General features: G+C 67.0%; 12 protein-coding genes. 9 read left to right on the top strand and 3 right to left on the bottom strand.

Going from position 1 to position 20100, the window contains the following annotated elements; genetic code table 11:
- Window positions 1-46: 46 nt before the first annotated feature.
- The 5 genes from ACVOMH_RS01575 to ACVOMH_RS01555 all read left to right on the top strand — a co-directional run bounded on the left by ACVOMH_RS01575 (window position 47) and on the right by ACVOMH_RS01555 (window position 7431).
- Window positions 47-1636 carry a SulP family inorganic anion transporter gene (locus ACVOMH_RS01575; protein ID WP_481550821.1) on the top strand — a complete coding sequence of 530 codons (1590 nt, stop codon included), beginning with the start codon at window positions 47-49 and terminating at the stop codon, window positions 1634-1636.
- Window positions 1637-1696: 60 nt separating this feature from the next.
- The gene (locus ACVOMH_RS01570) at window positions 1697-2521 is read left to right on the top strand and encodes a DUF3014 domain-containing protein (protein WP_481550820.1); all 825 of its coding nucleotides are present in this window, start codon (window positions 1697-1699) and stop codon (window positions 2519-2521) included.
- Between the two features lie 182 nt (window positions 2522-2703).
- On the top strand, window positions 2704-5292 hold the full coding sequence (gene clpB / locus ACVOMH_RS01565; RefSeq protein WP_481550819.1) for an ATP-dependent chaperone ClpB: 2589 nt from the start codon (window positions 2704-2706) through the stop codon (window positions 5290-5292).
- 137 nt (window positions 5293-5429) lie between these two features.
- Window positions 5430-5999, top strand: coding sequence for a hypothetical protein (locus ACVOMH_RS01560; RefSeq protein ID WP_481550818.1), 570 nt, complete (start codon window positions 5430-5432; stop codon window positions 5997-5999).
- Window positions 6000-6144: 145 nt separating this feature from the next.
- Entirely contained in the window at window positions 6145-7431 is a 1287-nt protein-coding gene (locus ACVOMH_RS01555) for an O-acetylhomoserine aminocarboxypropyltransferase/cysteine synthase family protein (protein ID WP_481550817.1), read from the top strand.
- 125 nt (window positions 7432-7556) lie between these two features.
- Here ACVOMH_RS01555 and ybaL read toward each other — a convergent pair whose 3' ends face one another.
- A complete protein-coding gene (gene ybaL / locus ACVOMH_RS01550) occupies window positions 7557-9251 on the bottom strand; it encodes a YbaL family putative K(+) efflux transporter (protein WP_481550816.1) in 1695 nt (564 codons plus the stop codon).
- Window positions 9252-9489: 238 nt separating this feature from the next.
- Window positions 9490-11874, bottom strand: coding sequence for a TonB-dependent receptor plug domain-containing protein (locus tag ACVOMH_RS01545; RefSeq protein WP_481550815.1), 2385 nt, complete (start codon window positions 11872-11874; stop codon window positions 9490-9492).
- A gap of 312 nt (window positions 11875-12186) precedes the next feature.
- On the opposite strand from ACVOMH_RS01545, the gene ACVOMH_RS01540 reads away from it, so the two are divergent.
- A complete protein-coding gene (locus ACVOMH_RS01540) occupies window positions 12187-14064 on the top strand; it encodes an ABC-F family ATP-binding cassette domain-containing protein (protein ID WP_481523729.1) in 1878 nt (625 codons plus the stop codon).
- Between the two features lie 58 nt (window positions 14065-14122).
- On the opposite strand, the gene ACVOMH_RS01535 is transcribed toward ACVOMH_RS01540, so the two are convergent.
- Entirely contained in the window at window positions 14123-15001 is an 879-nt protein-coding gene (locus ACVOMH_RS01535; RefSeq protein WP_481550814.1) for a LysR family transcriptional regulator, read from the bottom strand.
- A 168-nt stretch (window positions 15002-15169) separates the two neighbouring features.
- Here ACVOMH_RS01535 and blaCESS point away from each other — a divergent pair, with 168 nt between their 5' ends.
- From blaCESS to ACVOMH_RS01520, 3 genes are all read left to right on the top strand, one after another.
- Window positions 15170-16060, top strand: a complete 891-nt coding sequence (blaCESS, locus tag ACVOMH_RS01530; protein ID WP_481550813.1) for a CESS family extended-spectrum class A beta-lactamase — start codon at window positions 15170-15172, stop codon at window positions 16058-16060.
- 56 nt (window positions 16061-16116) lie between these two features.
- Window positions 16117-17358: a cation:proton antiporter gene (locus ACVOMH_RS01525; RefSeq protein WP_481550812.1), complete on the top strand. Its 1242-nt coding sequence runs from the start codon at window positions 16117-16119 to the stop codon at window positions 17356-17358.
- A gap of 82 nt (window positions 17359-17440) precedes the next feature.
- Entirely contained in the window at window positions 17441-20083 is a 2643-nt protein-coding gene (locus ACVOMH_RS01520) for a serine/threonine-protein kinase (RefSeq protein ID WP_481550811.1), read from the top strand.
- Window positions 20084-20100: the final 17 nt, after the last annotated feature.

The raw sequence follows: 20100 nt of genomic DNA, 5'->3' as shown, positions 1-20100 counted from the left end.
CAACATCCCCGCGATTACTCCGCCACGCTTTCCTGACGACATTCTCATGAATTCTTCCGCTTCAAGCTTCCCTCGGCGCTGGTTCGTCGCCAGCGATCTCAACGGCTTCTTCGGCCTGGTGGTCGACAACCTGTCGATCCTGGGCTTCATCGCGATGGCCCTGGTGGGCATGTTCCAGTTCCCGGCCGATGTGGTGTTCGGGCGCATGTTCCCCGGCACCGCGCTGGGCGTGCTGGTCGGCAATCTGATGTACACGCTGATGGCCCGGCGGCTGGCCGCGCAGACCGGCCGCGACGATGTCACTGCGATGCCGCTGGGGCTGGATGCGCCCACCAGTATCGGCATGGCGCTGCTGGTGCTGGGCCCGGCGTTCGTCGCGTTCAAGGCGCAGGGGCTGGACCCGCACGCCGCGGCGATCGCCACCTGGCAGCTGGGCATGGCTTCGCTGGTGATCATGGGCGTGCTCAAGACCGTGCTGTCGTTTTTCGGCGAGGCGGTGACCCGCGCGCTGCCGCGGGCCGCGCTGCTGGGCTCGATCGCCGGGATCGCGATCGTGCTGATGGGTTTTCTGCCCTTGCTGGAAACGCTGCGCTCGCCGGTGGTGGGTTTCGTCACCCTCGGTCTGCTGCTGTATGTGCTGATCGCCAAGGGGCGCCTGCCGGTCCGCGCGCCGGGAGTGCTGGTCGCGTTCGTGTTCGGCACGCTGCTGTATTACGGGCTGGGGCTGGCCGGGCTCGGCGCGCCGGGCTTCAAGGTGCCGCAATGGACGCCGCCGCAGGTGGTGTTGCCATGGCCGAGCCTGGGTTTCATCGAGGGCCTGCCCACGGCGATGACCTATCTGCCGCTGCTGCTGCCGTTCGGCCTGCTGATGGTGGTGGGTGGCATCAACGTTTCCGAAAGCGCCCGCGCGGCCGGTGACGATTACCGCACCCGCGACATCCTGCTGGTGGAAGCCTTCGCCACGCTGGTGGCCGGGCTGTGCGGTGGGGTGGCACAGACCACGCCGTATATCGGCCAGCCGGCCTACAAGCACATGGGCGCGCGCAGCGGCTACACGCTGCTGACCGGCCTGTTCATCGGCATCGGCGGCATGCTCGGGGTGATCTCGGGGCTGGTGCAGTGGCTGCCCCTGGCGGTGCTGGCGCCAATCATCGTGTACGTGGCCATCGACATCACCACCCAGGCCTTCCAGGCAACCCCGCGCGCGCATGCCGGGGCGATGGTGCTGGGCTTTCTGCCGTCGGTGGCCTATCTGCTGGCGATCAAGGCCCCGGGCTGGATCGCGCCGGAACAGCTGGTGGCGATGACCACGACGCTGGATGGGCACGGCCTGCCGGAGCTGGCGGTGATCTTCACCCTTGGCAACGGCTTCATCATCACCGCGATGCTGTGGATCGCCACGGTGGTGGCGATGATCGATGGCCAGTTGCGGCGCGGTGCGGTGCTGATGCTGATCGCCGCCGGGCTGACCCTGTTCGGCCTGATCCATTCGGTGGATCCGCGCGGCGGCATCTACCTGCCGTGGATGCTGGAAGGCCTGCCGAAGATCATCAGCTGGCAGTTCGCCGGCGCCTATGTCGCGCTGGCGCTGATGCTGGGACTGCTGTCGTTGCAGAAGCGGCCGACCGGCCAATAGCGGGGGAACCCTCGCCGATCGGCCCGGTCACACCCTCACATGCAATACGAGGTGCAAGTGATGCAGAAGCGCAAAGCGGTGTGGCCGTGGGTGGTGCTGGGAGTGGTGGCGGTAGGCGGGGCCGGGGGCTGGCTGTTCCAGGATGATCTGCGCCGGCTGCCGTCGCCGGGCAAGGTTGCGCCCGGCGGTAATACCGGGGTGGCAGCGCCGGCCGCGGCACCGTCGCAGATTGCCGCAGCGCCGGTCGCGGCCTCGCCGCGTTATCCGCTCGGCAGCACGGATGCCGCCGATGTGGCGCTGCCTGCGCTGGCCGACAGCGATGCGCAGGTGATGCAGATGCTGGGCGGGATGTTTCCGGACGGACTGCTGACCTTGCTGGTGCCCGGGCACCTGATCCAGCGCGGCGTGGTGCATATCGACAATCTCACCCAATCCAGCCTGCCGGCGGCGGCGATGGCGCTCCGCCCGGTTACCGGCAGCCCCCTGCTGCAAGCTGACGGCCAGGGCGGTGAGCAGCTGGCCGCGGCCAATGCGGCGCGCTATGCGCCTTATGTGGACGCCTTCACCGGCGTTGATGCCCAGCGGCTGGCGCAGGCCTATCGCCGTTTGTATCCGCTGATCCAGCAGGCCTGGCGCGAGGTCGGGCATCCCGATGGCCATTTCAACGACCGCCTGGTCGCGGTCATCGACCATCTGCTGCTGACGCCCGAACCGCCGGTTGCCCCGTCGCTGGTGCGGGATGAGCGTGGCAGGTACCGCTTTGTCGATCCGGATCTGCAGGCGCGCTCGGTGGGGCAGAAGGCGCTGTTGCGGCTGGAGGTGGCGCAGGCGCGGGCGGTCAAACAGCAGTTGCGCGAACTGCGGACCGCATTGACCGGCGGATAACCCGCTCGCGCAGGCGTTTGCGCCGGATCAATGCACGGGGTGACGGTGTGGCGATACTTGGCCGGAGGCGGCGATTGCAGCTGAACAGGGCAGGCTCCCCGCCCTTGAATCACACCATTGCAACCGCATCTGAACCAGTATCGCTGGCAGTGCCGGCCCCCTGATATCGAGGAAGAACACCCATGCGGATGGACAAGCTCACCTCCAACTTCCAGAAGGCGCTGGCTGACGCGCAATCCCTGGCGGTCGGCCGCGATCACAACATCATCGAACCGGTGCACGTGCTCAGTGCGCTGCTGGACCAGTCCGGTGGCAGCAGCCGTCCGTTGCTGGCCCAGGCCGGCGTCAACGTGCCGGTGCTGCGCGAGCGACTGGCCGAATCGCTGGATGCGTTGCCCAAGGTGTCCGGCCAGGCCGGCAGCCTGTCGATGGGCAACGATCTGGTGCGTCTGCTCAATGCCACCGACAAGCTGGCCCAGCAGCACAACGACCAGTTCATCGCCAGCGAATGGTTCCTGTTGGCCGCCGTGGATGACGGCGGCGCGGCCGGCATGGCGTTGCGCGGCGCCGGTGCCGACAAGAAGAAAGTGGAGGCCGCCATCGACAAGCTGCGCGGCGGAGAAACCGTGCAAAGCGAAAATGCAGAAGAGCAGCGCCAGGCGCTGGAGAAGTACACCATCGACCTGACCGCGCGCGCCGAGAGCGGCAAGCTCGATCCGGTGATCGGCCGCGACGAGGAGATCCGTCGCACCATCCAGGTGCTGCAGCGCCGGACCAAGAACAACCCGGTGCTGATCGGTGAACCCGGCGTGGGCAAGACCGCCATTGTCGAAGGCCTGGCCCAGCGCATCATCAACGACGAAGTGCCCGAAGGTTTGAAGGGCAAGCGTGTGCTGTCGCTGGACATGGGCGCGCTGATCGCCGGTGCCAAGTTCCGTGGCGAGTTCGAGGAACGGCTGAAGGCCGTGCTCAGCGACCTGTCCAAGAACGAAGGCCAGATCATCCTGTTCATCGACGAGCTGCACACGATGGTCGGCGCCGGCAAGGCCGATGGCGCGATGGATGCGGGCAACATGCTCAAGCCGGCACTGGCGCGCGGCGAGCTGCATTGCATCGGCGCGACCACGCTGGACGAATACCGCCAGTACATCGAGAAGGATGCCGCGCTGGAGCGCCGCTTCCAGAAGGTGTTCGTGGGTGAGCCGACGGTGGAAGACACCATCGCCATCCTGCGTGGGCTGAAGGAGCGCTACGCGGTGCATCACGGGGTGGAGATCACCGATCCTGCCGTGGTTGCCGCCGCCACGCTGTCCAACCGCTACATCACCGATCGCAAGCTGCCGGACAAGGCCATCGACCTGATGGACGAAGCGGCCTCGCGCATCCGCATGGAGATCGACTCCAAGCCGGAGGAACTCGACCGTCTGGAGCGTCGTCTGATCCAGCTCAAGATCCAGCGCGAGATGCTGAAGAAGGAGAAGGACGAGGCCTCGCGCAAGCGTCTGGCCGATCTGGAAGCCGATATCGATGTGTTGGAGCGCGAGTTCTCCGACCTCAACGAGATCTGGAAGGCGGAAAAAGCGGCATTGCAAGGCGCCACCAAGATCAAGGAGCAGGTTGAAAAGGCCAAGCTCGATCTGGAGGCGGCGCAGCGCCGGCAGGATTTCGCCAAGATGAGCGAGATCCAGTATGGCGTGCTGCCCAATCTGGAAAAACAGCTGGCCGCCGCGCATGAAGTGGAGCGCAAGGACTTCCGGCTGGTGCAGGACAAGGTCACCGACGAGGAGATCGCCGAGGTCGTCTCGCGCTGGACCGGTATTCCGGTCAGCAAGATGCTCGAAGGCGAGCGCGACAAGCTGCTGCGCATGGAAGACATGCTGCATAACCGGGTGGTCGGCCAGGAAGAAGCGATCAAGGTCGTTTCCGATGCGGTGCGGCGTTCGCGTGCGGGCCTGTCCGATCCACACCGTCCGAGCGGTTCGTTCCTGTTCCTGGGCCCGACCGGCGTGGGTAAGACCGAGCTGACCAAGGCGCTGGCCGATTTCCTGTTCGATTCACCCGATGCGATGGTGCGTATCGACATGAGCGAGTTCATGGAGAAGCACAGCGTCTCGCGGCTGATCGGTGCACCCCCGGGTTACGTGGGCTACGAGGAAGGTGGCTACCTGACCGAGGCGGTGCGTCGTCGCCCGTACAGCGTGATCCTGCTGGATGAGGTGGAGAAGGCGCATCCGGATGTGTTCAACATCCTGCTGCAGGTGCTGGACGACGGCCGGCTGACCGACGGCCAGGGCCGCACCGTGGACTTCCGCAACACCGTCATCGTGATGACCTCGAACCTGGGCTCGCACCAGATCCAGGACATGAGCGGTGACGACAGCCCGGAGGCCTACACGCAGATGAAGGCGGCGGTGATGGGCGTGGTGCAGGCGCACTTCCGTCCGGAGTTCATCAACCGCCTGGATGACATCGTCGTGTTCCATCCGCTGGACAAGCAGCAGATCAAGCAGATCGCGCGCATCCAGATGCGTGGGCTGGAGAAGCGGCTGGGCGAGCGTGGCCTGAAGCTGGAAGTCACCGATTCGGCGTTCGAGCAGTTGGCCAACGTCGGTTTCGATCCGGTCTACGGTGCCCGTCCGCTCAAGCGTGCGATCCAGGCGCAGTTGGAGAATCCGCTGGCGCAGAAGATCCTGTCCGGCGAGTTCACCAGCGGCGACACCATCCAGGTGGAAGCCGGTGGCAGTGGCCAGCTGCAGTTCGCCAAGGCCTGATCGCGAGAGTGCGACGGCGTGGCCCGGTGCCCGTCGTCGCAGCGATTCACGCCTTGCAGGAGCAGGTTCGATTGGGCTGCGGGCGCGGGCCATACGCTGCGGGAAGGCCCGCGCACTCCATGGATGAGGAAGATCTGATGCGGTATGCGATTGCATCGTTGCTGGCATCGCTGCTGGTGGTACCGGCGGCGCTTGCGCAGCGCACCGGCACCGAACAGCTGCTGCACCCGCAGGTACCGGGTTATGTAAAGGCGTTCGAGGACACCGAAGCTGACGGCGCACGCCTGTGGGAATACGTGCCCACCAGCCAAACCGTGCAGCAATGGACGGAGATGTTGACGGTCACCGCCTCCCGTCCCGGCCTGCAGGCGACGCCGCGCGAGTTCCTGGGCTTCATTGAACGCGGCTGGAAAGGCGCCTGCCCGGGTGGCGAAAGCCGCTGGATCCGCGAGGGCGAGGAGAATGGCTATCCCTTCGCCTTGTTGATGCTCACCTGCCCGAACAATCCCGCCAGCGGCAAGCCCGAATACACCTGGTTCAAGGGCATCCAGGGGGCAGACCGTTTCTATGTGGTGCAGAAAGCCTATCGCTTCGCGCCGGAACAGGAGCAGGTGGTGGCCTGGGTGCAATACCTGAGCAAGGTGCAGCTCTGCGATACCCAGGGCGCTGCCCATCCCTGCCCGCAGATGAGCCCCGCCAAACCGTAAGGTGCCGCAGGATGCCGGCAGGCCGGGCAGCTGCTGTCCTGCCTATCCGCTGATGCCAGGCGCTCACAAGTAACGGCTGCAACCTTCGGTCGGACGCCATCCCTCCTCGGCTATCGTCAGCGGTCCCTCCTGACCGAGCGCTCCGATGACCAACCTGCAGTGGAAGCCTGAAACCATCGCCGTGCACGGCGGCTATTCCCCCGACCCCACCACGCGCGCGGTCGCGGTGCCGATCTACCAGACGGTGGCCTACGCCTTCGACGACACCCAGCACGGTGCCGACCTGTTTGATCTCAAGGTGGCCGGCAATATCTATACCCGGATCATGAATCCGACCACCGATGTGCTGGAAAAGCGCATCGCCGCATTGGAGGGTGGTATCGGCGCGCTGGCGCTGGCTTCCGGGCAGGCCGCGATCACCTACGCCATCCAGACCATCGCCGAGGCCGGCGACAACATCCTCGCCTCCAGCGCGCTGTATGGCGGCACCTACAATCTGTTCGCGCACACGCTGCCGCAGTTCGGCATCCAGACCCGCTTTGCCGACTACCGCGATCCGCAGGCCTTCGCCGCCTTGATCGACGCACGCACCAAGGCGGTATTCGTCGAATCCATCGGCAACCCGCGCGGCAACATCACCGACATCGAGGCCATCGCCAGGATCGCCCACGCCCATGGCGTGCCGGTGATCGTCGACAACACCGTGGCCACGCCGTATCTGCAGCGCCCGTTCGATTTCGGCGCCGATATCGTCGTGCACTCTTTGACCAAGTATCTCGGCGGCCATGGCACCAGCCTTGGCGGTGCCATCGTCGATTCCGGTCGTTTCCCGTGGGCTGAGCACAAGCAGCGCTTCCCGCGCCTCAATACGCCGGATGTGAGTTACCACGGTGTGGTCTATACCGAAGCGCTGGGCCCGGCGGCCTTCATCGGCCGTGCGCGGGTGGTGCCGCTGCGCAACATGGGCGCGGCGATTTCACCGTTCAACGCGTTCCAGATCCTGCAGGGCATCGAGACGCTGGCGCTGCGCATGGACCGCATCAACAGCAATACGCTGGCGGTGGCCCACTATCTGCAGAAGCACGCCAAGGTGGCATGGGTGAACTACGCCGCGCTGCCGGATCATCCGGAGCATGCGCTGGTGCAGAAGTACCTGCGCGGCCATGGCTCGGGGATTCTCACCTTCGGCCTGCCCGGCGGACGTGAGGCCGGTGCCCGTTTCCTCGATGCGCTGCAGCTGTTCACCCGTCTGGTGAACCTGGGCGATGCCAAATCCCTGGCCACGCATCCGGCCTCCACCACCCATCGGCAGTTGAATGCGGCCGAGCTGGAGAAGGCGGGCGTCACCCTGGATACGGTGCGGCTGTCCATCGGCATCGAGCATATCGACGACCTGCTGGCCAACTTGGAACAGGCACTGGCCAGCGCCTGATCAGGGGCGCCGTCGTCTCGTGGCGATGGTGGAGAGGGCGCCTGCTTGCGCCGGGGGACGCCCTCTCGGCCCGGTCACGGAACGCCCCCGCCGCCACTGGCGGGCGGGGCGACAGGGCGATGCCGTCAGTAGCCGGGGCCGTGGCGCAGGGCGCGATAGGGCGGGGTAGCCATCACCATTTCCGCCAGCGAGTGCGCCAGTTCGCGCTCGGCCATCACCGTGCCGTCGGCGCCGTGCTCCAGCAGGTGCTTCACTTCGGCATCGCTGTGGGCGCGGGCCAGCAGCGTTAGGTCGGGATTGATCGCACGCAGTTTGGCCAGCGCCTCGCCCGATTCCAGCGGCTGCGGAATGGCCAGCACCGCGATCTTGGCGCGCTCCGGGTGCGCTTCGGCCAGCACCCGGTCGGCCGCCGCGCTGCCGCGGATGCCGGGAATGCCGGCCGCATGCGCGCGCTCGACGTGCTCGCGGTTGTCATCGATCACCAGCACCGGCACGCCGCGCTCGCGCAGCACCTGCGCCAGATGGCTGCCGACCCGGCCGTAGCCGATGACGATGGCATGGTCCTGCAGCTCCAGCGACGGGCCCGGCGGAATCTCCGGTTCCTGCGCCACCTGGGTGGCGATCGGATGCTTGGCCTGCCAGCGGTCGAGCAGGCCGAACACCAGCGGGTTGAGCATGATCGAGACCAGGGCGCCGGCCAGCACCAGCGACTGCCCGGTCTCGGGCAGGATCTTCAGCGCCACGCCGAGTCCGGCGACGATGAAGGCGAATTCGCCGATCTGCGCCAGTGACGCGGAAATGGTCAGTGCGGTGCTCTTGGAGTGGCCGAACGCGCGCACGATGAAGAACGCCGCGGCCGACTTGCCGAACATGATGATCGCCACCGTCGCCAGTACCTGCCACGGGTGCTCGACCAGGATCATCGGGTTGAACAGCATGCCAACGGAGACGAAGAACAGCACCGCGAAGGCATCGCGCAGCGGCAGCGAGTCGTGCGCGGCCTTATGGCTGAGTTCGGACTCGTTGAGCATCATGCCGGCGAAGAACGCGCCCAGCGCGAACGACACGCCAAACAGCGCGGCGGCGCCGAAGGCCACGCCCAGCGCGATGGCCAGAACGCACAGGGTGAACAGTTCGCGCGAACCGGTGCCGGCCACTTTCTCCAGCACCCACGGAATCACCCGGCGGCCGACCAGCAGCATCACCGCCACAAACAGACCCAGCTGCACGAAGGTCCAGCCGATGGAGGCCAGCACACCGGCGATGGAAGGGGCCTTGCCACTCGCATCGGGTCCGAAGACGTCGGCGATCACCGGCATCATCACCAGCGCCAGTACACAGGCCAGGTCTTCCACGATCAACCAGCCCACGGCGATCTTGCCGCGGGTGGTTTCCAGCAGGCGCCGCTCTTCCATCGCCCGCAGCAGCACCACGGTGGAGGCGGTGGCCAGCGAGAAACCGAAGATCACGCCGTGCAGTACCGGCCAGCCCATCACCGAGGCCACGCCCCAGCCCAACAGGGTCGCCACGAGGATCTGGCCGACGGCGCCGGGGATGGCGATCGCCTTGACCGCCATCAGATCCTTCAGCGAGAAGTGCAATCCCACCCCGAACATCAGCAGCATCACCCCGATTTCGGCCAGCTGGTTGGCCAGCGCCTGGTCGGCAACAAAGCCCGGGGTGAAGGGGCCGACGATGACACCGGCAACCAGGTAGCCCACCAGCGGCGACAGCCGCAGCTTGTTGGCCAGGACGCCGAGTACGAAGGCAAAGCCCAGGCCGATGGCCAGCATGTTGATCAGGGCGGTGTCATGGTGCATTACAGCTCGCAGTTATGGGGGATAGCTCGATTCTACGGACGCGGCCAGCATCGACAAAGCGGAAATACGCCGGAAAAAGCAAAAAATTCAAGATGATGGATTGCCGGCTCCGGCCCGTGCCGTTGGTGGCGGATGCGGCAACGGCGAGTCTGTGCCAGGCGACGGCGGGGCACCGGCCAGGCCCAAAAAGATGCCCCGGTTTCCCGGGGCATCTTCCTTCCACGACGCGGCTGCGGTCTTACCAGGTGTAGCTGATACGGCCGTAGACGTAGGCGCCATTGAAGCCGAACGGCGAGTAGTTGCTGTACGGCAGCATGCCCCAGGTCGAGTTCTGCAGGTCGGCGGTGCGCTCCGGGTACGTGTCCAGCAGGTTGTCCGCACCCAGGGTCAGCTTCCACTGCTCGCTGGGCTTGAAGCTGGCCGAGGCGTCCAGCACCCACTTGGCGTCGTAGGTCTGGTCGCGGGCAGCGGTGGCCGAGTTGCGCACGGTGAAGCTGCCATAGCGGGTGGCTGACAGGCCCAGCTCCCAGCGGTCCGAGCGCCAGGTGCCGCTGAGAATGGCCTTGTCACGCGGGTAGCTGTCCTCGATGCGGCCGATCTCGTCGCGGCCGATCAGCGACTGGGTGATGCCCAGGCTGCCGAATACCGCCGGCGAGGCGAGGAACTTCTTCACTTCGGTCTCGTTGTAGCTGTAGGCGGCGGTCAGCTCCAGGCTGCTGGCCGCCAACGGCAGGGTGTAGCTGGACACCGCATCCACACCGCGGGTCCGGGTGTCCATGCCATTGGTGAAGTAGGAGAACGCGGTGACCTGCGGCAGCCCCAGTCCGGCCAGCAATCCATTGGCGGCGGTATTGGTGGTGATGTTGGTGGACAGCACGATGCGGTCGTCGATGTCGATCTGGTAGGCGTCGACGGTCAGGTACAGCCGGTCCACCGGCTGCAGCACCAGGCCGACGCTGTAGGAGGTGGAGCTTTCGGCCTTGAGCGGGCTGGCACCCAGCGCCTGTGCGGCAGCACTGGTGGTCGGGAACGTGCCACGCTCGACGAAGACGCCGTTGATGATGGTGCTGGTCACCGCCTGGTAGCTCTGCTGGGCCAGCGACGGGGCGCGGAAACCGCTGGAGGCGGTGGCACGCAGCGCCACCTTGTCGGTGAAGGCGTAGCGCGCCGACAGCTTGCCGGAGAACTTGTCGCCGAAATCCGAGTAGTCCTCGTAGCGGCCGGTCAGGCCGGCGGAGAACTTGTCGGTCAGGTCGGCTTCCAGGCCGGCATAGACCGCGTAGTTGTGGCGATCGGCGTCGACCGCGTTGATCGGGGTGAAGCCGCCGAAACCCTGCGCGCCGCTGCCGGTGTACGACTCCAGCTGGCCGGCGGTCTGCTCCCACTTCTCGCGACGGTACTCGCCGCCGAAGGACAGGGTGACCGGGTATGCCAGGCCCCAGTCCAGCGACTTGGTGAGGTCGGCATTGAAGATGTCCTGCTGGTACTTCAGCGTGCCGTCGTAAAACGAGCTGGGGCTGTTCACGCCCAGGCTGTAGTTGATGCTGTTGCGGGTGTGGAAATCCAGGGTGTTTTCACCGTGGTTGAGGCTGACGTCCCAGGTCCAGCCGCTCTCGGTGCTGCCTTTGACGCCGGCCACCAGCGAGCGGTCCTTGGAGTATTGGTTGATCTGCGGCACGTAGCCGTCCGGATAGACCTGGGCCAGCAGCGCGCCCTGGCCGCTGTGGTTGGGCGAGCGGTAGAACGCGAACGAAGTGATGTCGCGGTTGCTCAGCAGCGCGTTGGCATAGCCGCTGATGTTGTCGCTGAAGGCGAAGCTCAGGTTGGCCGAAGCGGCGCTGGCGTCCACGCGCGGGTCGCCGACGATGAAGGTGGTCTCGCCGATGGCCGGGAAGTTGCCGGTGTTGGGCGTGGTCCCGCGGTAGGGACCGGCACGGTTGCTCTCGTCTTGCTGGCTGATCTGGCCGGCCAGGTGCAGCTTGCCGCGCCCGTCGGCGAAGCCGACGCCGGTGTCGCCGGAGAGCTGATATTTGGCACCGTCGCCGGCCGAATACTGGCCCGCGTCCACCGCCAGGCTGCCGCCTTCACCGCTGCCCTTGAGCACGATGTTGACCACGCCGGCGATGGCGTCCGAACCGTACTGCGCCGAGGCGCCGTCGCGCAGCACTTCCACCCGTTCGATCGCGGCGATCGGAATGGCGTTGATATCCACCGCGGCCGAACCGCGGCCGATGCTGCCGTTGACGTTGATCATCGCCGAGGTGTGGCGGCGCTTGCCGTTGACCAGCACCAGCACCTGGTCCGGCGAGAGCCCGCGCAGCTGCGCCGGACGGATGCCGCTGGTGCCGTCGGTCAGCGCCGGGCGCGGGAAATTCAGCGAGGGCAGGGCGCGTGACAGCGCGGTGGCCAGCTCGGAGGTGCCGGTGGACTGCAGCACTTCCGGGGTGATGATGTCGATCGGCGACTGCGATTCGGCCACGGTACGGTCGGCCACGCGGGTACCGGTGACGATCACCGTGTCCAGCGTGTTGGCACTGGACTGGGCCAGGGCGGGGACGGCGGGGGTGCCCAGGGCGAGGGCAATGGCGACGGCGACGGCGAGGGTACTGGACTTGCGGTTCATCAGGTTGCAGCTCCGGTATTGAGTGGCGGCATCGGCGAGGCGTGGGGTTCGCGGCTGTTGCGGTGCGCCATCAACGGATTAATGGAATTTTTACCTCGTGTCAAACCGGATGCTTCAGCTAAATTGTTGCTTTTGAAAGCTTTTTCAGCTCGGCAGGAGCGATTTGGCAGGGGGAGTAGGGGAGTCCTGCGGTTAAACGCCGGGAGGGCGCCTGCCGGTGCAGGAGGTGAGTCAAGTATTGGATAACGTTAGAATCACGTCGCAGGAATGCTGCTCACATGCACATTCCTTTTCGTTATAACGGACCTATTCATGATTTCCCTTCGTAATTTCGCCCTGCGCCGGGGCGAACGCCTGCTGCTGTCCAATGTCGACCTCACCCTGCATGCCGGCTACCGCGTTGGCGTGGTGGGGCGCAATGGCGCGGGCAAGTCCAGCCTGTTTGCCGCCGTGCGCGGCGAGCTGGAGGCGGACAAGGGAGATGTGTCGCTGCCGGGCAAGATCCGCATCGCCGACGTGGCCCAGGAAACCCCGGCGCTGCCGGACCGCGCCATCGACTACGTGCTCGGTGGCGATGACGTGGTGGCTGCGGTGCTGCTTGAAGAGGCCGCCGCCGCCGCACGCGAGGACTGGGAAGCGGTCGCCAACGCGCACCAGAAGATGGCCGAACTGGGCGCCTATGACGCCGAGGCCCGTGCCGGCAAACTGCTGCACGGCCTGGGCTTTCCGGCCGAAACCCACAGCCGGCCGGTGGCCGCGTTCTCCGGCGGCTGGCGCGCGCGTCTGAACCTGGCCCGCGCGCTGATGATGCCCAGCGACCTGCTGCTGCTGGACGAACCGACCAACCACCTGGATCTGGATGCGGTGTACTGGCTGGAACAGTGGTTGCTCAAGTACCCGGGCACCCTGTTGCTGATCTCGCATGACCGCGAGTTCCTGGACAACGTCGCCACCCACACCCTGCACCTGCATGGCGGCAGCGCCAAGCTGTACCCGGGTGGCTATACCGATTTCGAGCGCCAGCGTGCCGAGCACCTGCGCCAGCAGCAGATCGCGCACGAGAAGGAACAGGCCGAGCGCGCTCACCTGCAGAGCTTCATCGACCGCTTCAAGGCGCAGGCCTCCAAGGCCACCCAGGCGCAGAGCCGGATCAAGCGTCTGGCCAAGATGACCGGCACCGAAGCGGTGCGCGCCGAGCGCGAGTTCCGCATCGAGTTCTCGCCACCGGCCAAGCTGCCGTTCTCGCTGATCCGGCTCAACGATGTGACCGCCGGCTACGGCCCGGACGCGGTGATCCTGGACAACGTCGGCTTCGGTCTGGAAGCCGGCCAGCGCGTGGGCCTGCTCGGCCCCAACGGCGCCGGCAAGACCACGCTGGTCAAATCGCTGGTGGGCGAGCTGCCGCTGCTGGCCGGTGACCGCATGGCGCATCCGGACCTGCAGATCGGCTACTTCGCCCAGCACACGGTGGAATCGCTGCGCGAAGGTGCCACGCCCATGGACCACTTCCGTGATCTGGACCCCAATGGCGTGAACCAGAGCTTCCGCGATTTCCTGGGCAAGTGGAATTTCCCGGGTGATCGCGCGTTCGAACCGGTCGACGGATTCTCCGGTGGCGAGCGCGCGCGTCTGGCGCTGGCGCTGATCGCCTGGCAGCAGCCCAACGTTCTGCTGCTGGACGAACCGACCAACCACCTGGATCTGGAAATGCGCGAAGCGCTGGCCGAAGCGCTGGCGCTGTTTGAAGGCGCGATCGTGATGGTCAGCCATGACCGCCATCTGATCGGTCTGGTCTGCGACACGTTCTGGCGCGTGGCCGATGGCGTGGTCGAGCCGTTTGAAGGTGATCTGGACGAGTACGCGGCGTGGCTGCGCACCCGTGCCAGTGCCCAGGGGGCACGCAGCAAGGCCGACAAACAGGAAAAGCCGGCCGCTTCCGCGCCGCCCGCAGCCGTGGCGCCGGTCAAGCCGGCTGCGGCCAGAAAGCCGGTCAATCCGCACAAGCTGGAAGCGGCCGAAAAGAAGGTGGAGCAGCTGGGGGCCGCGTTGGCCGGGATCGACCGCCAGCTCGCCGATCCGGGCAACTACGCCGATGCGGCCAAGATGGCAAAGCTCGGCGGCGAGCGCGAGGTGCTGGCCCAGCAGCTGGAACAGGCAGAAGCCACGTGGATGGAGATGCTGGAAGACTGAGCTTCCCGCGGCGCCTGGCCTCGCAGCTTGGCAGGCGGTGGACAGCTCCCACCGGTGATCAAGGACCGGCCGGCGCTTCCTGCGCCTGCAGCCAGGCCTTGAACCGGCGCATCGGCTCGCGTTCCGGGCGCGAGCGCAGCCGCGTCAGCCAGTAACGGCCGAGTGACAGTGTCGGCGTGAACGGCTGCAGCAGGCGGCCGTCGGAAAGCTCCTGCTCGAACATGCGCAGCGGCAGCAACGCCACCCCGGCACCGGCCGCCGCCGCGCTGGCCAGCGTCAATGACGAATCGAACACCGGCCCGCGCGCTTGAACGCCGCTGACGCCGGCCAGTTGCAGCCAGCGCGGCCACTCCTCATTGCGGTAGGAACGCAGCAGCGGCACGTTGCCCAGCTCGCGCGGCTGCCGCAGCCGCCGGGCCAGCGCCGGGGCGCACAACGGCGCGAACGGGGTATCGACAATGGCCGTGCAGTCCTGGCCCTGCCAGTCGCCCTCCCCGAAGCGGATCGCCAGGTCCAGCCCTTCACCGGCCAGGTCGATGCGGTTGTTGTGGGTCTGCACGCGCAGTTCGATATCCGGATGGGCGGCCTCGAAGGCCGCCAGCCGTGGCAGCAGCCAGCCGGTGGCGAAGGTGCCGACCACGCCGACGGTGAGCACTTCGCGGAAGCGGCCGTCGCTGAAACGCGCCAGCGCGATCGCGATGCGGTCGAACGCCTCGGTCAGCACCGGATGCAGCGCCGCCCCTTCATCGGTCAGGGCCACGCCGCGTGGCAGGCGGTGGAACAGGCTGACCTGCAGGCGGTCTTCCAGCGAGCGGATCTGGTGGCTCAGGGCGGCCTGGCTGACGCACAGCTCCAGTGCGGCCCGGGTGAAGTTCAGGTGCCGTGAGGCGGCCTCGAAGGCACGCAGGGCGTTGAGGGGCAGCGGCGGGCGGATCATTCAAAGCCATTAGGGCGGGTGATGGGTTGTCCGCATTATTCCGCCTTTGCTGCGGCAAGGGCGGGGTCAGCTGCAAATTCAGCTCATGGCTGATGCTGGTTTTTCGCGCTGGTCACAGGCCGCCGCGGCTTTCACCATCGTTGTCAGCCAATGCCCAGGAGAGTCCGCATGTTCGCCCGTCGCCAGTTCCTGAAGTTCGGGGGTGCCGCCCTGGCCAGTGCCGTTGCCGTGCCGGCACTGGCGCGGTTGGCCAGCGCTACGGCACCTGCCCCGCCGGCCCGCGATTTCGCCGCGCTGGAAGCCGAAAGCGGCGGTCGGTTGGGCGTGTGCCTGTGGCATCCGGCCAGCGGTGCGCGCTATGGCCACCGCATGCAGGAACGCTTTCCGATGTGCAGCACCTTCAAGTTCCTGCTGTCGGCCGCGGTGCTGTATCGCGCCGATCGGGGCCAGCTCGCGCTGGACCGACGCGTGCCGGTGCGGGCGGCGGACATCATCGACCACTCGCCGGTCAGCCAGCGCCACGTCGGCAAGGACCTGACGGTGCGCGATCTGTGCCGGGCGACGATGATCACCAGTGACAACGCCGCGGCCAACCTGCTGCTGCCGCTGGTCGGCGAGCCGGCCGGGCTGACCGCCTTCCTGCGGGCGCAGGGCGATGCGGTCACCGTCTGCGCGCGCTACGAGCCGGAGGCCAACCGCTTCGCGCCCGGCGATCCGCGCGACACCACCAGTCCGGCGGCGATGGCCGCCAACCTGCAGCGCTTCGTGCTGGGCGACGTGCTCGCCCCGGCATCACGGCAGCAACTGGCCGACTGGCTGATCGACAACCAGACCGGCGATGCGCGCCTGCGTGCCGGCCTGCCGGGCGGTTGGCGGGTGGGCGACAAGACCGGCAGCAACGGGAGTGACGCCACCAACGACATCGCCGTGCTGTGGCCCGAGGCCGGCGGCAGTCCGTGGCTGCTGGCCAGTTTCCTGCAGGGGTCTGCACTGGATGATGACGGTCGCAATGGGATTCTTCGCCGCGTGGGGGAGCTTGCGGGGACCTGGTTGCACTGACAGCCGGTCTGTTCCGGCGCCCGCGTTGTCAGTTGTCCATCAAGGATGCCGGGCTCATGAACAAAGATGTCATCTACCTGCTGCTGATCTTCGCGCTGCTGGTGATCCCGCGCGCGATCCAGCGTTTCAGCATTCCGGCACCGTTGACCTGCCTGGTATTCGGTATCGGCGCGGTGCTGTGGCTGGGCGATGGCGCCCACGATCCGGTGTTGGCCCTGCTGTCGATGCTGGGAATCTCCTCGTTGTTCCTGTTCGCGGGGCTGGAGGTGGATATCGCCAGCCTGCGCAAGGGCATGTGGCCGCTGCTGGCGCACCTGCTCATCCGCAGTGCCTCGCTGGCCGGTGTGGCCTGGCTGGCGTGGCGCTATGCCGGCTTGTCGTGGCAGGCCGCCGGGCTGCTGGCGCTGGCGCTGCTGACGCCTTCGACCGGTTTCATCATGGATTCGCTGTCGCAGCTGGGGCTCAGCGACGAGGAGCGGTTCTGGGTGACCAGCAAGGCCATCGCCGGCGAGCTGCTGGCGCTGGTGGCGATGTTCGTGGTGATGCAGGCCGATGATCCGGTGCACCTGGGGCTCTCCAGCCTGGCGCTGGTGGCGATGATGGTCGGGCTGCCGCTGCTGTTCGTCGGTCTCGGCCGCTGGGTGGCGCCGCACGCGCCGGGCTCGGAGTTCTCGCTGCTGGTGATGGTGGGCATGCTCGCGGCCTACATCACCTACTGGCTGGGGGTGTACTACCTGGTCGGCGCGTTCATTGCCGGGCTGGTGGCACGCCTGCTGCAACAGCGGATGCCGTCGCTGGCCTCGCACGAGAACCTGCACGCGTTGCGCCTGTTCTCCTCGTTCTTCGTGCCGTTCTACTTCTTCAATTCCGGCACCCATGTGCCCGGCGACGCGCTCAGTTTCGAAGCGCTGGGACTGGGGGTGGTCATCACCCTGGTGGTGCTGCCGCTGCGCATCGCGGTGGTGAGCCTGCAGCGTCGGCTGATCTTCGGCGAGAACCTGCGTTCGAGCCTGCGGGTGGCGCTGGCGCTGTCGCCGACGTTGATCTTCACCCTGGTGCTGGCCGGGATCATGCGCGAGCGTTTCGATGTCTCGCCGGTGCTGTATGGCGCGCTGCTGTTCTACGCGGCGGTGACCACACTGCTGCCATCGCTGGTGTTCCGCACTCCGATGGATGTGGATCCGTTGCAGCACGAACGCGCAAACGACGCCGCGGCGACGAACGTAAGAGCGCAGATGGCTGCAGATGGGCCGCTGGACGTCGCCTCGAAACCGGCTGATCTGTCGCGCAAGACCTGAGGCCTGGGCCTGCCGGCCCGCTATCATCGGCACCCGGAAAGCGGGACGCCAAAGCGGCGCCCTGCAGGCACAGGGGATGCGGGTGGATCGGGACAGTTGGCAGCAGGTGCGGGAGCTTTTCGACTCGGTGTGCGCGCTGGATCCGTCGCAATGGCGGACCGAGCTGGCGCGGTTGAGCGCCGATCCGCAGGTCATCGCGGAAACCCTTGGGCTGCTGGAGGCACAGACCTGCGATCTGGGCCGCGCACGCGCGCCGATGGAGCAGCTGCTGACCGCCGCGGCAGTGTCGGAATTGAATGAGGGTGAACGGATCGGACCGTGGCGTCTGTGTGAGCGGTTGGCCAGTGGGGGCATGGGCGTGGTGTTCCGCGCCGAGCGTGCCGATGGCCTGTACGCGCAGCAGGTGGCGATCAAGTTCCTGCTCGGTCAACCCGGACCCCGGGTGGCCGAGCGGCTGGCCGCGGAACGGCGCATTCTGGCCGGATTGCAGCATCCCAACATCGCGCGGCTGTATGACGGTGGCAGCACGCCGGCGGGCAATCCCTATCTGGTCATGGAGTACGTCCGTGGCGAATCGCTGGATCAGTACTGCCGCCGCCAGGCCCTGGATATTCCCCAGCGCCTGGCTCTGTTCCTGAAGGTCTGCGGCGCGGTGCAGGCGGCGCATGCGCAGCTGGTGCTGCACTGCGACCTGAAGCCCTCCAATATCCTGGTGCGCGCCGATGGCGAGCCGGTGCTGCTGGATTTTGGCGTGTCGCGGCTGCTGGAGGGCGAAGAGCGCGGCGTGCGCGAGCCGTTCTTCACCGCGGCCTACGCGGCCCCGGAGTTGCAGTCCAACCAGAACGTGGGTGTCGCCAGCGATGTGTTCAGTCTGGGGGTGGTGCTGGGCGAACTGCTGGCGGGCGGATGCGTGCGCCGCGCTGCCGGGGCTTCCGCCGCGGCGGTGGTCGCGCCCAGCCTGCGGGTCGGTCTTGGCTCAAGGCAGCGGCGCGCGCTGCGCGGTGACCTGGATGCCATCGTGGTACGTGCCGGAGCGCTGCTGCCGGAGCAGCGCTATTCCTCGGTCGAGGCGATGGCGGCCGATGTACGGCGCTATCTGCAACACCGCCCGGTGCGGGCGCGCAAGGGTGGGCGTGGGTACCGCGCCGGTCGCTGGTTGCGGCGCAACTGGAAGGGGATGGCGGCCCTGTCGGCAGGGCTGCTGCTGGCGGCCGGGTTTGTCTGGCGGTTGGGCCAGGCCCGGGCCGAGGCCGAGCGTGAGGCCATGGTCGCCGAACAGGTCAGCGGCTTTCTGGTGTCCATGTTCCAGGCGGCCGATCCGCGCGAGAAGGGACTGCGGGGCGGAGAAACGATCAGCGCCAGGGAAGTGCTGGACCGGGCCGCCGTGCAGGTGGACACCGATCTGGATACCGCACCGGAAGTACGCGCGCGGCTGAAGGCGGTGATAGGGCTGGCTTACAAGAATCTGGGGGATTCCAGCAGGGCCCGGCCACTGATGGAGGCCGCTGCCGAAGCACTGGCGCAGGCCGGTGGCGCAAAGAACATCGATCTGGCCGCGCAGAGTCTGAATATGGCCTCCAGCACCTATTCGGCCGATCGCTTCGGCAAGGAGGGCGAGCGTCTGGCGCGCCGTTCGCTGGCGCTGCTGGGCGAGGGCGCGCCGGACAGCTTCCGGATTGCGCAGTCCTACAACTCGCTGGGACTGGCGTTGCTGTCCGAGCAGCGCTATGACGAGGCCGAAGCGGCGTTCAAACAGGCCTTGCAACGGCATGAGGCCGGCCGGCGCGAGCAGTTCATCGGCGTGCTGCAGGACAACCTGGGCATGCTCTACCGGCGCAAGGGCGACCTGGCCGCCGCGCTGGCCATGTTCGACCGTTCCACGCCGATGTTCGAGCGCCTGTTTGGACCGATGTCGTTCGACTACTGGGGCAGCCATACCGAGCGCAGCCTGGCCGTGGCCGACAGCGGCCGGCTGGCGGAGGCGGTGACGCTGTTCGAGGCCAACCTGGCGCGGGCACCGAAGATTTTCGGCGAACACAGTGTGTATGTGTCCAGCGAGAACAACCGGCTGGCCGCCACGCTGATCCGCAAGGGTGAGTATGTCCGCGCGCGGCCTTATCTGGATGAAGCGCTGCGGCTGACGGTCGCGGTGCAGGGCAAAGACAGCTACGGCTATTCGCTGGTACTGGAAACGGCGGCGCAGCTGGCGGTGGGGACCGGCGACATGCGCCGTGCCGAGGCCGACTACCGCACGGTGCTGGCCACGCGCGAGGCGGTGATCGGCGCCGATCATCCCGATACGCTGGATGCGGCGTTGCAGCTGGGCCTGTTGCTGACCCGGCTGGGCAGGAACGAGGGTGACGCGCTGCTGCAGCGGGCGTACCGGCAATGGCTGCCGCGTATTCCCGCCAACAGCGCCAATGGCATCCGCGTGCGCCAGGCCTGGACGGAGTGGCTGATCGGCAAACAGCGTCTGGACGAGGCGGCGGCGATGCTTGCGGCGCTGGAACCGGTCGTGCAGGCCAGTCCGTTCGCGGCGATCAACCAGCACGTACTGCGTGCGCGACTGGCGCAGCAGCGTGGTGCGTGGGCCGAGGCGGTGACGGCGTGGCAGGCGGTGCTCGCCGCGGCGGTGCCGGTATATGGCGATGATTCGCCGATCACCCGCCAGTGGCGGGCGGCCTTGGCAACCGCCCGCGCCGCAACAGCCAATGCGAGGCCCTAGGCAGGCGCTTGCCCGGC

Source organism: Stenotrophomonas sp. STEN013, from assembly GCF_056760355.1.
This window is presented reverse-complemented; position numbering and strand designations above follow the sequence as displayed.